This is a genomic window from Dickeya parazeae Ech586 (genome assembly GCF_000025065.1).
Classification (GTDB): Bacteria; Pseudomonadota; Gammaproteobacteria; order Enterobacterales; family Enterobacteriaceae; genus Dickeya; species Dickeya zeae.
Genome location: NC_013592.1, coordinates 728,638 through 742,495 on the forward strand (window position 1 = coordinate 728,638; position 13,858 = coordinate 742,495).

Annotated in this window: 9 protein-coding genes; all 9 read left to right on the forward strand. The window is 42.9% G+C overall.

The features are described from left to right. Nucleotides 1-4 precede the first annotated feature (4 nt). The 9 genes from DD586_RS03330 (at nucleotide 5) to DD586_RS21065 (ending at nucleotide 13,855) form a co-directional block, all read left to right on the forward strand. Complete coding sequence (locus DD586_RS03330) at nucleotides 5-757, forward strand: ABC transporter ATP-binding protein (RefSeq protein WP_012883393.1); 753 nt, start codon at nucleotides 5-7, stop codon at nucleotides 755-757. Beyond that, the gene (locus DD586_RS03335) at nucleotides 744-2,138 is read left to right on the forward strand and encodes a phenylacetate--CoA ligase family protein (RefSeq protein WP_012883394.1); all 1,395 of its coding nucleotides are present in this window, start codon (nucleotides 744-746) and stop codon (nucleotides 2,136-2,138) included. The genes DD586_RS03330 and DD586_RS03335 overlap by 14 nt, the downstream gene beginning before the upstream one ends. Next, nucleotides 2,135-3,700, forward strand: a complete 1,566-nt coding sequence (locus tag DD586_RS03340) for a polysaccharide deacetylase family protein (RefSeq protein ID WP_012883395.1) — start codon at nucleotides 2,135-2,137, stop codon at nucleotides 3,698-3,700. Before DD586_RS03335 ends, DD586_RS03340 begins: the two co-directional genes overlap by 4 nt. Continuing rightward, the gene (gene wecB / locus DD586_RS03345; protein ID WP_012883396.1) at nucleotides 3,697-4,824 is read left to right on the forward strand and encodes a non-hydrolyzing UDP-N-acetylglucosamine 2-epimerase; all 1,128 of its coding nucleotides are present in this window, start codon (nucleotides 3,697-3,699) and stop codon (nucleotides 4,822-4,824) included. Before DD586_RS03340 ends, wecB begins: the two co-directional genes overlap by 4 nt. Next, nucleotides 4,817-6,025 (forward strand): glycosyltransferase, encoded by a 1,209-nt coding sequence (locus DD586_RS03350; protein ID WP_012883397.1) that lies wholly within the window; start codon nucleotides 4,817-4,819, stop codon nucleotides 6,023-6,025. The genes wecB and DD586_RS03350 overlap by 8 nt, the downstream gene beginning before the upstream one ends. Nucleotides 6,026-6,094: 69 nt before the next feature. Then, entirely contained in the window at nucleotides 6,095-7,537 is a 1,443-nt protein-coding gene (locus tag DD586_RS03355) for a radical SAM protein (protein WP_012883398.1), read from the forward strand. 168 nt (nucleotides 7,538-7,705) lie between these two features. Beyond that, nucleotides 7,706-8,941 carry a glycosyltransferase family 4 protein gene (locus DD586_RS03360; RefSeq protein WP_110371338.1) on the forward strand — a complete coding sequence of 412 codons (1,236 nt, stop codon included), beginning with the start codon at nucleotides 7,706-7,708 and terminating at the stop codon, nucleotides 8,939-8,941. Then, nucleotides 8,934-10,838 (forward strand): glycosyltransferase, encoded by a 1,905-nt coding sequence (locus DD586_RS21680; RefSeq protein WP_012883400.1) that lies wholly within the window; start codon nucleotides 8,934-8,936, stop codon nucleotides 10,836-10,838. The genes DD586_RS03360 and DD586_RS21680 overlap by 8 nt, the downstream gene beginning before the upstream one ends. Then, nucleotides 10,835-13,855 (forward strand): glycosyltransferase family 4 protein, encoded by a 3,021-nt coding sequence (locus DD586_RS21065; RefSeq protein ID WP_012883401.1) that lies wholly within the window; start codon nucleotides 10,835-10,837, stop codon nucleotides 13,853-13,855. Before DD586_RS21680 ends, DD586_RS21065 begins: the two co-directional genes overlap by 4 nt. Nucleotides 13,856-13,858 lie beyond the last annotated feature (3 nt).

Below are 13,858 nucleotides of genomic sequence, written 5' to 3' on the forward strand. Positions count from 1 at the left end.
TATTATGAAAACTCATATTGTAGCTGATAATGTTTGTGTCGATTTCCCAATTTTTGAAAACTCGCACCGTTCGCTTAAAAATAAGGTAATGAACTTAACAACGGGAGGGCGGATTGGGGCTAATGCAGGTAAACACCCAGTTGTTCGTGCTTTAAATAATATTAGTTTCAATATTAATGAAGGCGATCGTGTTGGACTGGTTGGACACAATGGTTCAGGTAAAACAACACTATTGCGAGTCCTCTCCGGTGTTTATGCCCCAGTATCAGGATCTTTATCAATTAAAGGCCGTGCCGTGTCTTTGCTTGATGTATCCATGGGAATGGACCCAGATGCTTCAGGATTTGAGAATATTTATCTTAGAGGGGTTATGGATGGTCTTAAACCATCACATATTCGCAGTAAGATAGATGAAATTGCTGATTTTACTGGATTGGGGGATTATCTAAACTTTCCATTTAGAACATACTCTAGTGGGATGCAACTACGTCTTGCTTTTGCTATATCGACTAGCGTTAATGCTGATGTTCTCATCATGGATGAGTGGCTTAGCGTCGGTGATGCTGAGTTTAGTATTAAAGCTGAAGCTAGATTGGAACAGTTAGTTAACAATGCTTCTATTCTTGTTCTCGCATCTCATTCTCCCGAGTTGATATCTCGCGTGTGTAATAGGAAAATTTATTTGGAGCATGGGGCTATAGTTAATGATGAGATTATAGATCGTGCATCATTGGGGGGCGCAGATGAAGATAAATAAATTCAGGGTTTCATCTCGGCATCCTGCGTTAATTGCTTCTGAACATATATTTTCTATCCCTCCGTTTAGTACCATAAAAGGTATTCTGAGTGCAAAAATTGCTTATCCCTATGCGGAAAAAAGAGAAAATCGTGATATAACAAGCAAAGTCAACATCCTGCGCTTTTACTATAGAGAGTCGTTTGAAAAGCGAATAAAGATCGCCCAAGCTAGGTTAGTTGAAACACTCACATTTGCAGCAAGCCAGGTTCCTTATTACAGGGATAAATTTAAATCTATAAATTTTGATCCGGCATCCATTGAACGCGATATAAAATACCTTCAAGATATCCCTTTATTGACTAAGGAGATTATCCGTGAGCAAGGAGAGCGTCTTTTCTCTCAATCGTTAAGTAATGTTCGTCATCACATTTGTAAGACAGGTGGCTCTACTGGACAGTCTTGCCATATAATGTATGACCAACCAGCTGCAGACTGGTCTGCTGCTGTTACGCTATATGCGCGAGAGAGGGTTGGTAATACCAAAAGACGCTCAGAGTTGCATTTTGCATGTCGTTTCCCTGATATGATTGATCCTGGGTGGCCAACACGCGAAGATTTTAAATGTTTTGCGATGAACCGCAGCAATATATTTTTCGATCGTCTTGATGATATTGGGTTGGCTGAAATTTGGCAAACTCTCAAGAGACGTAAACCTTATATGGTTCATGCACACCCATCGACTATTTATGCACTAGCTTGCTACATAGAACGGAAATATGGTAGTGCAAATAGCTTTAGAGTATTCGAGTCCAGTGGTGAGTTACTAGAATCGTATATGCGTGAAACGATATCGAGGGTATTGCGTTGTCGTGTTGTGGATCGCTATGGACTAGCCGAATTAGGTGTGATGGCTTATGAGCTAGATGGCCATAGTGGAGGCTTGCAAGTAATGGACTCAGAAGGATGGCCAGAAAGTCAATTAACAAGTTCTGGGCAACATGAGTTAATATTTACAGGGTTCCATAATCGACTGATGCCGCTTATTCGTTATACTACGGGTGACTTGGCTGAAGTGGAGCAACGTCAGGATGGTTTTTACCTGAAAAATGTAACAGGTAGAATTCATGATATGGTTATTATTGGCGGTATCACATATCCGACCCATACTATCCAAGATATGCTCGATTATCGTGTTGGCGGAATCCAAGAGTTTCAGATTGATCTTCGCGGTAATAAGCCTATTTTAAGAGTAGTTCCAGAACCTCACGCTGATTTAGCGCAGATTGTATCGAAAGTAGAAGCTTATTGGCCTGATGCAATGAAAGTGGAGTTCGTCGGGCATGATGATCTTATCCGTGTTGGCCATAGGGCCAAATTCCGACATGTGGTGACAGCATGATTGGTGTTCTTTATTCTTATGATGACCGTAATGCAGGCGAATTAGTTGTTGCTGCATTGCAGAGAAGTGTTTCTGAGACACTCGTAGCAAGGATTTCAATTAATGAAATATCAAGGAATAATTGTATCTTAGCTATTAATCCTGATGAAGGGTATGGGCAGGCACTTATTTCTTGGTTAGCCTCAGGAAGACGTAAGTTGATTTTATTTGGTAGCTTACCTGAGTGCCTTTGTACCCATTTTAATTTACGTAATACAGTTTGGCCTGAAAAAGCGGAGCTCTGGTCTCGTAGCTTACCTGCTGAAAGCGGTTATTATTCAGAAAGCAAGGGTAATATTAAATATTCAGAATTAGCTAGTCAACTCGGTGCTAATAACTGGTTCAGGCCACTAGAGAGATTTGATTTTGCTGATGAATGGAACAATCTGGGATATGGTGCGATACGGGTGGATGATTCTATCTGGAGTATTGCTGCACCACTAAGAGCCTCGGAGGGATCAGAGGTTGCTGCTATCAGTTTTGAAGAGCAGGCTTTTGCTACTTATGTGGCACTCTTTAATAGCCATATATCGAGCACATTTTGGGTGAACCGACCCGTTGGTTTTATTGACTCGTTTGAATGGTACTTGCTTGAGGCATTTATAAGTGAATGGAGGCATCTTGACATGTTACCTTGCCTCCCGGTGATCAGTGAAATACCTTATGGTTATGATGCTGCAATAACAATGCGACTTGATTGCGATGAGGATATTTTTTCTGCACAGCCTCTGTGGAGTGCCTATAAAAATTTAGGAGTACCCTTATCACTAGCGCTTCATACTAGTAATCTTCCGAATCCTGTACATGAAGATTTTCTCAAGTCATTTATTAATGATGGCGGTGTATTGTTGTCACATACAGCTACTCACGCCCCTAATTGGGGGGGGAGCTATGATGCTGCTTACCATGAGGCTATTGAGTCCCGTTGTAAAATAGAATCGTCAACGGGTATTCGTGTCAATTATGCTGTTTCTCCCTTTCATCAATCACCTCCTTATGCACTAGCTGCCCTCTGTGATGCTGGTTATTCTGGTTGTATTGGTGGAATTATTCGAAATGATCCTGAGTTTTTAATTGCCCGCGGTGGTAAATTAGCTAACTTACCCGATGGATTTATTGGACATTCTCAGCAAACCATGTTGCATGGGGATTGCATGTTAGCCGACGGAGACCCTCTGAAAGTCTTTAAACAAGCATTCAATCAGGCATTGGAAACCAGGACGTTGTTTGGCTTTCTGGATCACCCATTTTCTTCCAGATATCAATATGGTTGGGTTGATGAACAGCGTCGCATTGATGCACATCAGGCATTAATCGGGCATATACGTGCAACAGCCAGACAGCCTTTATTTATGGATGAGTGCCAGGCGATGGATTTCTTGCGTGATCGTGCTGCTATTCGTCTCCATCTTTGCGAAAAGGCGTTTGCTGTTAGCGTACCATTTGAAAACGCATCCTATGAATATGCAGTTCAATTTCGCGGCGAACTGGTCAAACTCAATGATGGAATGGTACTGGTATGAAAGTACTTGTTGTGATGGGAACTCGTCCAGAGGTGATCAAGCTGGCACCTCTTGTGGTGGCTCTTCGCCAGCGAGCTGATGTCAGACTATGCAGCAGTGGACAGCATCGTGAAATGTTGATTCAGGCTTTGGATGCTTTCTCGTTGGTGCCTGACATTCAACTTGATTCTATGAGCCCGGGACGTTCACTCAATATCCTTGCCTCCCGGCAGTTGGCTATGCTGGATGACGTTATGGAACAAGAACAGCCTGATTGGGTTGTTGTTCAGGGGGACACAACTACAGCCTTCTGTGCGGGGTTAGCTGCTTTCCACCGGGGTATAAAGGTGGCTCATGTAGAGGCTGGATTGCGAACGGGCGATCTTGCCAGTCCTTTTCCTGAGGAGGCTAACCGGAGCTTATTGGCTCGGATAGCTTCTCTGCATTGTGCCCCGACTCAGGCTGCTGCGACAGCACTTCAAAGTGAAAATATACCACAGAGTGCTATTCTTGTTACTGGTAATACCGTTGTTGATGCTATCAAGCTGACACAACAGGGATGGGATAGTGGAAAGCCTGATTCTGTTCCGGCAGTAGTAGATGAGTGGATTTCAGAACACCCATTCATATTAATAACTTGCCACCGGCGTGAGAATTTTGGGACTGCTTTAGAGAATATCTGTAGTATGATCTTGCGATTATCTGCACTCCATCCTGATATTCGCTGGGTGTTTCCTGTTCATCTCAATCCCAACGTTCGCGAGCCGGTGCAGCGGATACTTGGAGATGCACGTAATATTTTACTGATAGACCCTGTCGATTACCAAGTCAGTCTTTATTTAATTTCTAAGGCTATCTTAGTGGTATCCGACTCTGGAGGGATTCAGGAAGAGGCACCTACCTTTGGTACTCCTGTTGTAGTGATGCGTGAACATACAGAGCGTATGGAAGGGGTTCAGGCCGGCTTTTCTATTCTCGCTGGAAAGACACCAGAGCGCATTGAGTCGGCAGTCGACTACTGGTTGAGTCACTCACAGGAGAGAGAGGCTCTGATGCATCGGCCAAATCCTTATGGCGATGGTGATGCAGCTAAAAGAATTGCCGATGCATTGCTTGGTCAACCGGTGGAGGCATTTCGTGGCTGATAGTGCCAAAGATGATTGTGTACCATCAAGTTGTATCATGTTTGCAACGGCTGACTGGGATGAACCTTATTGGACTAATAAACAGCATTGTGCCAAATCTCTTTCTGAGCTAGGAATTCGTGTTCTGTATGTAGAAAGTGTTGGACTCAGAGCGCCGAAACCAGGAAGTAAAAAAGATTGGCGAAGACTTTGGAATCGCTTATATAAAGGACTATCGTCTTTATTGTTTGGCGCGCCAGAATGTTCAACGGGGGTGTTTGTTCTTTCCCCATTGCTTATCCCTGCCGGGCATCGCTATATGCTGACCAGGGCAATAAATCGGTGGCTTCTAAAAATTGAAATTGCTCGCTCCATGTGGGGGCGGGAATTTGTTAATCCACTGGTTTGGACTTATCATCCCTTTATGTTGGATGTGATAAATAATTTTAGGACAAGTTCACTCCTTTATCACTGTGTGGATGATCTGGCGGAAGTGCCCGGCATAGATGGTGCAAACTTCCGTTCTGCAGAGATGCTATTGTTGAAGCGAGCAGATGTCGTTTTTGCTACGGCCCCTACTTTAGCTCAGCGCTGTAAAGCTATTAATGTTAATACACACTTTTTATCTAATGTGGTGGATGTAAAACATTTTGGTGAGGCACTTAAACCTGGTCCAATTCCTAATGATCTGGCTTGTATCTCAGAACCCAGGCTTTGTTACCACGGTGTACTTTCTGATTTCAAGATCGATTTTCAGTTATTGTTGAGTGTGGCTAGAGTGAAGCCTGAATGGAGTTGGGTTTTTATCGGTGAAGAGCGTGAAGGACAAAAAAATCCTATCGTTGAAGAATTGGGTAAATTACCAAATGTACATTTTATAGGCTACCGACCATACTCGATTTTACCAGAATACCTGCGAGGAATGCAGGTCGGTTTGTTGCCTTCATTAGTCAATGAATACACACGATCCATGTTCCCAATGAAGTATTATGAATATATCGCTTCTGGACTACCCGTTGTATCTACACCACTTGATTTTTTGCGTATATGCAACCAGAGGGTAGCCTGTGGAGAGAATGCTGATGAATTTATTAAAGCGATTTCAGAGCAGATAGAAAGAGGGCGCCTAACAGCTAAAGATACTACTGAGGTGGTGGGTGATAATACCTGGCAGGCACGTTGTTTAAAAATGTTAGCAGAGGTTACGTGTAAGAATAATTAAGAGCAAATCTAGTGATAGCTCATGGACAAACAAATTATTTAAAAGATTATCAATAGAGGATTTTTGAATATGAGAGTAACCGAAACTACATTTGCAAAGCCCTACCAGGATGGATGGCTGGATCGAATTGATGAGACAGATAGTGGTTTTTTGATTGAAGGATGGGCCTTCCGTCGTGACAATAATTACGCCAGTTTTCCTATAATTATTGTAACTTCCGAATGGAGTGAGGTCGCTCGATTAGACGTTGGAAATATGCAACGTCAGGATGTTCAAGCGGCATTCCCTGACTGTATCTTTAATAATGATATTGGTTTTTCAATGACGTTGCCAAGGCATCTCTGTAGTTCTCGAGGGGGTGCTGGTATACAGGTTTTCATTTTGAATCAAGATGGTACATTTTCACCATTGAAAAAAGGATTTAAGCGAGGGCTCCAAGTTGAGTTGAGCGGACGTTGTAATCTTCGCTGCCCGATGTGCCCTAGTGTTATCTATTCTGAGTTCCATAAAAAGGTATTAGATGAAAATGATCTTCCAGCTTTAGTCGATTTCTTCCAGGATAGAGACTTCATCTGCCTTGATGGTTTTGGTGAGTCTCTGTTATCACCTGCTTTCGATTCTTTGTTGGACGCCTTACCTCGAGCTTCTGAAGTGGTTTTCCATACTAATGGATTACTGCTGGATAAAAAAATCGATCAAATTCTGAAGAACTCGCCCCCCGTAACATGGGTTGCTATCAGTCTTGACTCTTTAGAACCGGAGAAGTATTCAAGACTACGTGTTGGGAGTTCATTAGACAGAGTATTAAAAAATGTACGAAACTTTAAAAAGAAACGAGATGAGATGGGGCTTTCTTATCCTGTTATTCGCCTTAACCTGACGCTGATGAAAGAGAACTATCTGGAGCTAGAAAATTTTGTCCGGACTTCTTTAGAGTTTGATGGCGTAGTTGAATGTAATTGGCTCTATGATGTAGAACACCTTGCAGAGGGTGTAAATATTGAAGTTGGCAACCAAGTTTTTGATTATGAATCGAATAAACTCAAACATATCGCCCATGATGCGAATCAGCATATAGATAAGGCTATAGCTCTCGCGAAAAATTTGGGAGTAGAAGTTATTTTTAATTCATATTTTAACGAAAATCTTTCGGAATCACCGGATGATGATGGTTTCTCTGGTACGGTCAGACGTTCTGTTTCGGATTGTCCTCATCTGCAAGGAGATTTTATGTTGCAAGCTGATGGTAAGGTTCAGAATTGCGTATGGCAAACTTCGCCGCTGACTGACTGGCGGGAACATGGTCTGGAGAATATTAAATCTCACCCGAGGGTTCAGGCTGTTAGAGAAATGGCTTCAGATAATATTATTCCTCATGAGTGTTCTGGTGCCGGTTGTTCTTATATTGGATTAAGAAAATCCAGTGAAGAAAAAGCTCATGGGAAAATGATCGGTGGTTACAGTGGCGAGCGTGTTGAAGATAAGAAAAGAATTAAAACAAGAAATATATAAATAATAATCTTTAACGACCTTTATATGGCGTAATGATCTTGTTTTTTCAAAAGGCTTAATTTTATTTAGAGTGTTTTTTTGAAATTCAAGAGCAGAATGTAGACTCGCATTTTTAAAAAATCAATAGTTAGTCCTTAATTTCATTCTTTCTAACAATGATATTGTCAAATGAAAAAAATATCTTTTTCAAATGTTCCCCATGTCATGATGGTAACACACGTGCTGCCATATCCACCCGCAGCTGGGAACGAAATCAGAATATATAGAATGTTGCAATGGTTTAGGTCTAAAGGATATAGAATTTCTCTTGTTTTAAAACCCTTAGGCGATGAAGAAGTATCAAACGAATGTATTACAGGACTCCATCCGATTGTTGATGAAATCTATGTATTTGACTCAAGATTTCCAGCCCCAAGGTGTGATAACGCTAATTTTAGAAAAGATATAGCCGAGGAAAAGGTAAATCTAGCCGATATGCAGAATGGTTTCTGTCCACCGTGGTTTGTGATGGAAATAAATTCTCTAGTACGTAAGATTCAGCCTGATGTTATTATTTCCCAATATATTTTCATGAGTAGAATATTATTGTCTGAGTTTGCTTTAGATACTTTGAAGATTATAGATACACATGATCTTTTTTTTAAGAAACAGGAAACCGTTGAAAAGTATAGTATTGCAAATTTTGGTCTGATCATGTCAGAGGATGACGAGGCGTCATTGTTTAAGCGCGCTGATATACTCCTTGCGATACAGCAGCTCGAACGTGAGGACATTAAACGCCTTGTCCCCGATCGTACTGTTCTTCTGACAGGATTTGATGTGGATATTTTTCATCCTGATCCTGCAAAGCAGAAAGATGGATTAGTACTTATAGTAGCGTCCAGCAATGAATTTAATGTGCGCGGAACGCAAGACTTTCTTGATTACACATGGCCATTGGTTCAGGAGCGCTACCCTGAGGCTCGACTGCGCTTGGTAGGTAAAGTTTGTGAACATGTTCATACTTATGACTTGTCCGTAGAAAAAGTTGGATTCGTCCACGATCTGGCTGAGGAATATACCCAAGCGAGTGTAGTGGTCAATCCCTGCGGTGTAGGGACTGGTTTGAAAATAAAAACGGTTGAGGCACTTGCATGGGGTAGGCCTCATGTTGGTTGGCCTGCATCAGCAGATGGTTTACGGGAAATAGCTGAACTTCCATATATAGTTGCGCAGGATATTGTCGAGTTCGCAGATGCTGTAGTTAATTTATTGCAGGACAAGGAGCGTGCTCGGTTGCTAGGGATTGCAGCACATGAGTTTGCCGAACGTTACCTTGGAGCCGTTGCGACTTATGGCTCGCTTTCAGTAGAGATCGAAGCGCATGCTAATGCCCGCAATAACAGGGGAAGCTATCATGAATGAGCATTGTGTCGAGGAATCAGAAGTGAATATAGATAGCAGAACCCTTTACACCAGCAGTAACGTTGCATGTGCGTTCGGAACTATCAATCTTCATATTTTTATTAGTGGTGTTTGCAGCGACATTGAATCATTTTGGAGTGATTCTAATTTCTATGAGCTTAGTGCCCCCGTATCGATTACGAATGGTATTTCCGGTATTAATCAAAAGCTTTATGACGTTTGTCGCGATAAAACTGCTTTCGTTTTGTTCACCACATTATCATTGCCACTTACTGTCCAAAATATACGTACCCTTATCGATGTGCTTGCTTCTGATCCACTCTATGGTTTCGTAATGCCACGAGTCGTAGGTAAGGATATGGTTGAAGTAATGCCACATATGATAGGTTGCTTGCCTCTGCATGAAAGACGTGTTGTAGAGGGGGGGCCTGTGCTCATCAGGACCGAGGTTCTACGTGATTTTGGTTTACTGAATGATAATGCCTTCAGTATAGACTCAGCTTTAGCACAATTATTCATTCGTGCAAACAGACGTGGTGTTAGTGCGCGTGTAGTAAATACAGTGCAGATTACAGTTAGTGGTGAATGGACTTGCCACCATGAGCTTAAACTGCCTCATACAAATGACTATAATAAGGCACTTGCTGCACAAGCGGTTTTGCCTGAACTACAGTTTGAGCGTTTGCTTAGCTATCGTCTTGCTAATAAAACCACGCGCCATTTGCTGTTCGATATTCGTAATCTGGCACCGGGTTTTAATGGTACTGCACATCATGTTCTATCCCTGCTTGGACCAATATCGCGCTTGGCAGCACAGCGTGGAATGCGGCCATATTTCTGGGTATTGCCAGAGTCTGCCGAGTTTCATGGTTTACATGAGCTTTATCCAACAGAGATTATTCATCAGTTGGAGCCGGATCAATGTTTCGATGCAAGTATTCGCCTCACCCAACCTTGGAGTTTGACCGAGATTCGTGATCAATCTTCTGTATCTACTATCAATATCTTCTCAATACTAGATACCATTGCTTGGGATTGCCACTATATCCGAATGCCTCATATTGAAGGTGTGTGGCGTACAATGGCTGAATATGCTGATGGCTTTATTTTTAATAGCAAGTTTACACGTGATCGGTTTATTTCACGGTTTCCTTATGCGGCTAATTCAGAACATGCAGTCGCTTATTGCTCCATGGATCCCTCTGAATATTGGTCAGACCTTCGTAGTACTGCGTTGTTTAATGAAAATGTGAAGCAGGGCCACCAGCCTTATGTGCTGATTGTTGGGAATCGTTATTATCATAAAGGTTTGGCAGAAGTCGTGCCTGCGCTTTCCTGTGCTTTTCCCTCAATCCATTTCAAAGTACTGGGTGAATGCAGTGGGCAGTTTCACAATGTTGAGAAGATTGCTTCAGGTGCTCGAAGTGTTGAAGATATGGCAGAGTTGTTTGCCCATTGCTCTTGCTTGGTCTTTCCTTCGTTTTATGAAGGTTTCGGTTTACCTATTTTTGAGGCGTTGGCGTTTGGCAAACCAGTATTAGCGCGCCAAAGTGCATTGGTTGATGAACTGTGTTTGAGCATCAAACCAGTTTCTGAACTCGTTTCGTTTACCTCGACGAATGATATGTTGCGTAGTCTTAAGGTACTGCTTGAACAGCAAGATATATTAAGTGCGAGAAGGCATCCAGTTGTGTTGCCACAACATCCTTACCGTTGGGAAAATTCAGCTTTCGATATCTTGGCTCTCGTTGATAAGTTACTGCTCCGCTCTGAGTCCGAGCGTTGCCGCAAACGGCTCGAATTTTTCTACCGTCTGTATATGTTTGATGTGGAGCGAGCCGGCTGGAGTGATGCGACACAGAACATGGTAAGTTTTGACGTTGAGAAGGAAGAGTGATTTTGCGCGTTCTTAGTTTTTTCATTCGCTATGGCGATGCTGACTATAAAGGGGCTTATCAAGAACTGATGGAGTTCTATGCTGGTATGCCTGACATTGAGGTCGAGTCAGTGCTTATCGATACAGCTTTAGAAAGTGGTGTAGAAGCTCGGCTTGGAACTTGTGCCTTGATGATGGCCGGAGATAACAATAGACGTGAATTCAGCGGTTGGGATAGTGCACTGGGGCGCTATCGTGATCTGCTGGCTGACTTTGACTTGGTGCACTTAGTGACCTCTGCTTTTCAAAATGAATATAACGGATTTTATCCTCTTATATGCCGAGAAATGCTGGAGTATGTACGGAATACCCCGCATGTGATGTTAGCTCATATTGACGCTTATCCAGAACGTGTGCACCTTTTGGGTAGAGGGTTTCAGACGTGGGGATGCTCGAAGTTTTTGTTTGCTCGTCCAGTAGACTTGGCTGCGCTAGGGTCTCTCGTTGGACCATTTTCAGGTGATGACTTCTTCCCCAGCGATAATTCTACTCCTTTTAGAACAGAAGCCCCACTTTCGCAAAATTACGCAGACTTTCTCCTTAATTGGCTTACCGGTGATGGTCTACCCCATGGCAAATGGCACTCAGTATTCCGCTATACAGATAATAATATCGCGAAGTTTCGGGCTAAAGCGCTATCTATTCTTGATGAACATAATCTGTCGATGCGCATTCGCGAGTCAGGAGTCCGTATTGTTGATTACACTTGGTGGCATGCTAAACAGGATCATTTAGAAGAACTAATCCCTCCTGACGAGTTGACACAGGTTAAAGAGAGAAATCAATATCTTTTTGGCACCCATATCGTTAATGGTGAGTCTCCACAGCAATTGCCATTACCTGCACGACCCCGTATTGCTGCTTTGCTTGAAGGAAATAGTGTCGGTGGGAGCCTATTCTCAGGAGAGCTGATCGATGCTTTGATCTCTGGACTTGACGTACCCGATGAGTGGTCATCAATGAATAGAGAACTCACTCGGGCCGCATTATTGATGAAAGCTGGTTATCGTTTCTGTTCTAGCCAGATAGATTGGCTGAGACAAACCAGTGATAGTTTTGAGCAACACTCGGTATTGCCAATTTCTATCGGTTTACATGCTATATGGCTGGCACGAGATGATTTACGACAAAATATTGATTTGAGAACACAAGAAGGGCGTGAAAATCTTATCGTGTGGTGGTGGCGTGAGGGAAGGACTGAAACTTGGCTTAGAGAGTTAATACCTGAGGCCATTTTGTCCGAGCCAGATCACTCTTTAGTGCAAGATGCGCCTTTACCAATTACATGTGGTTTACATGTTGTGTGGCTGGCACGAGAGGATCTACGGCAGACCCTTGATTTGGAAACACTGGAAGGGCGCCAAGATCTTGTCATATGGTGGTGGCGTGAGGGAAGAGCCGATGCCTGGCTTAGAGCATTGATACCTGAGGCTATTTTGTCAGAGCCAGATCATTCTTTGGTGCAAGATGCGCCATTGCCGATTACACGTGGTCTGCACACTTTATGGTTGATTCGCGAAGACTTGCAGGAGGCATTTGATTTGGACACGCCTCAAGGCCGTATTGGATTGACCGTATGGTGGTTTGTGGAAAAGGTTAAGGACGCGAATATTTCTTACCTAATAGCCGATTCGGTTTTGGATGAGATTGCACCTTGCTTTTCATTGGATAGTTCTCACCCTTTTACTCGTGGTGAGTATGTGTTGTGGCTATCACGTGCTGACTTACGAAATGCATTTGATATTAAGTTACCTGAAGGGCGCCAAGCATATCATAGGTGGATGGCTACTTTTGGCTGTACAAAAGATTATATCTTGCAGAGTCAATATAATCGGGGGATACAGCAGAGTAAGGTACCGACTTCTGGCTATATTGAAGGTGGTATTAACATTGTTGGCTATGGGCGAGGAGAGTTTGGTATCGGTGAAGATGTTCGCATGGCCGTGAAGGCTTTCTCGGCCTCTAGTTTAGATGTATGTGTTCCTATCCTCCCTCTGAGTGTATCAGCAAGGCAGGAAGATCGGGCGATTAGAGGCTATGAGGTGGCGAAGCCTGTGTTCCGCACGAACCTTATTTGCCTACCGTATTATGAAACGCTGCGTTTGTTGGCTGCAACGCATCATGATATTTTTGATTGCCGTTACAATATTGCTTTTTGGCAATGGGAATTATCTCGATTCCCTGAGTCAATGCGTTGCGCATTAGATTTTGTTGATGAAATCTGGGCGTCGTCGGAGTTTACAGCTTCTGCTATAAGGGATGCTACAGATAAGCCTGTGTTCCATATGCCTATGGTGGTGAGTCTCCCCCACTCAACCCAGCAATGGAAACGGGCTGATTTTGGCTTACCAGAAAATGATTTTATTTTCCTGACAGTGCTTGACGGAAACTCTAGCCTGAAGCGTAAGAATCCGCTTGCGGCAGTTCAGGCATTTTCCTTAGCGTTTCCGTATGAAAAGGATGTTCGCCTTGTCATCAAGGCCATGAATGTTAGTGAATCACAACCACATTGGCGCAATATCGTCGACTTGGCTGCAAAGGATGAGCGAATTTATCTTATCGTTGAAACCTTCTCCAAGGATAAGTTGATTGGATTACAGAGTGTATGCGACAGTTTCGTTTCATTGCATCGTTCGGAAGGCTTTGGTCGGAACATTGCAGAAGCAATGCTTCTAGGCAAACCCGTTATTGTTTCAGATTACTCAGGTAATAGAGATTTCACAACCAGTGATACAGCCTTTTTGGTCCAAGGCTCGATGGTTCCTGTTGCTCATGAAGACTATGCTTTTGCTAAAGGGCAGATTTGGTTTGAGCCTGATGTGGACATGGCCGTAGGTATGTTTAAAGTATGCAGAGAGAACGAAGATCTGAGAAGAACCAAAGCTATTGCAGGTAAGGAATTCGTGAGTCGAACATTTTCCTCTGAAAGTGTCGGCGCTAGTTATAAGAAAAGGATTGATACCCTGACAGCAATCTAAGCC

Bases quoted from the DNA above. Each gene is read 5' to 3' on its own strand.
- DD586_RS03330 (WP_012883393.1), top strand. From the start codon at position 5: ATGAAAACTCATATTGTAGCTGATAATGTTTGTGTCGATTTCCCAATT.
- DD586_RS03335 (WP_012883394.1), top strand. From the start codon at position 744: ATGAAGATAAATAAATTCAGGGTTTCATCTCGGCATCCTGCGTTAATT.
- DD586_RS03340 (WP_012883395.1), top strand. From the start codon at position 2,135: ATGATTGGTGTTCTTTATTCTTATGATGACCGTAATGCAGGCGAATTA.
- wecB (WP_012883396.1), top strand. From the start codon at position 3,697: ATGAAAGTACTTGTTGTGATGGGAACTCGTCCAGAGGTGATCAAGCTG.
- DD586_RS03355 (WP_012883398.1), top strand. From the start codon at position 6,095: ATGAGAGTAACCGAAACTACATTTGCAAAGCCCTACCAGGATGGATGG.
- DD586_RS03360 (WP_110371338.1), top strand. From the start codon at position 7,706: ATGAAAAAAATATCTTTTTCAAATGTTCCCCATGTCATGATGGTAACA.
- DD586_RS21680 (WP_012883400.1), top strand. From the start codon at position 8,934: ATGAATGAGCATTGTGTCGAGGAATCAGAAGTGAATATAGATAGCAGA.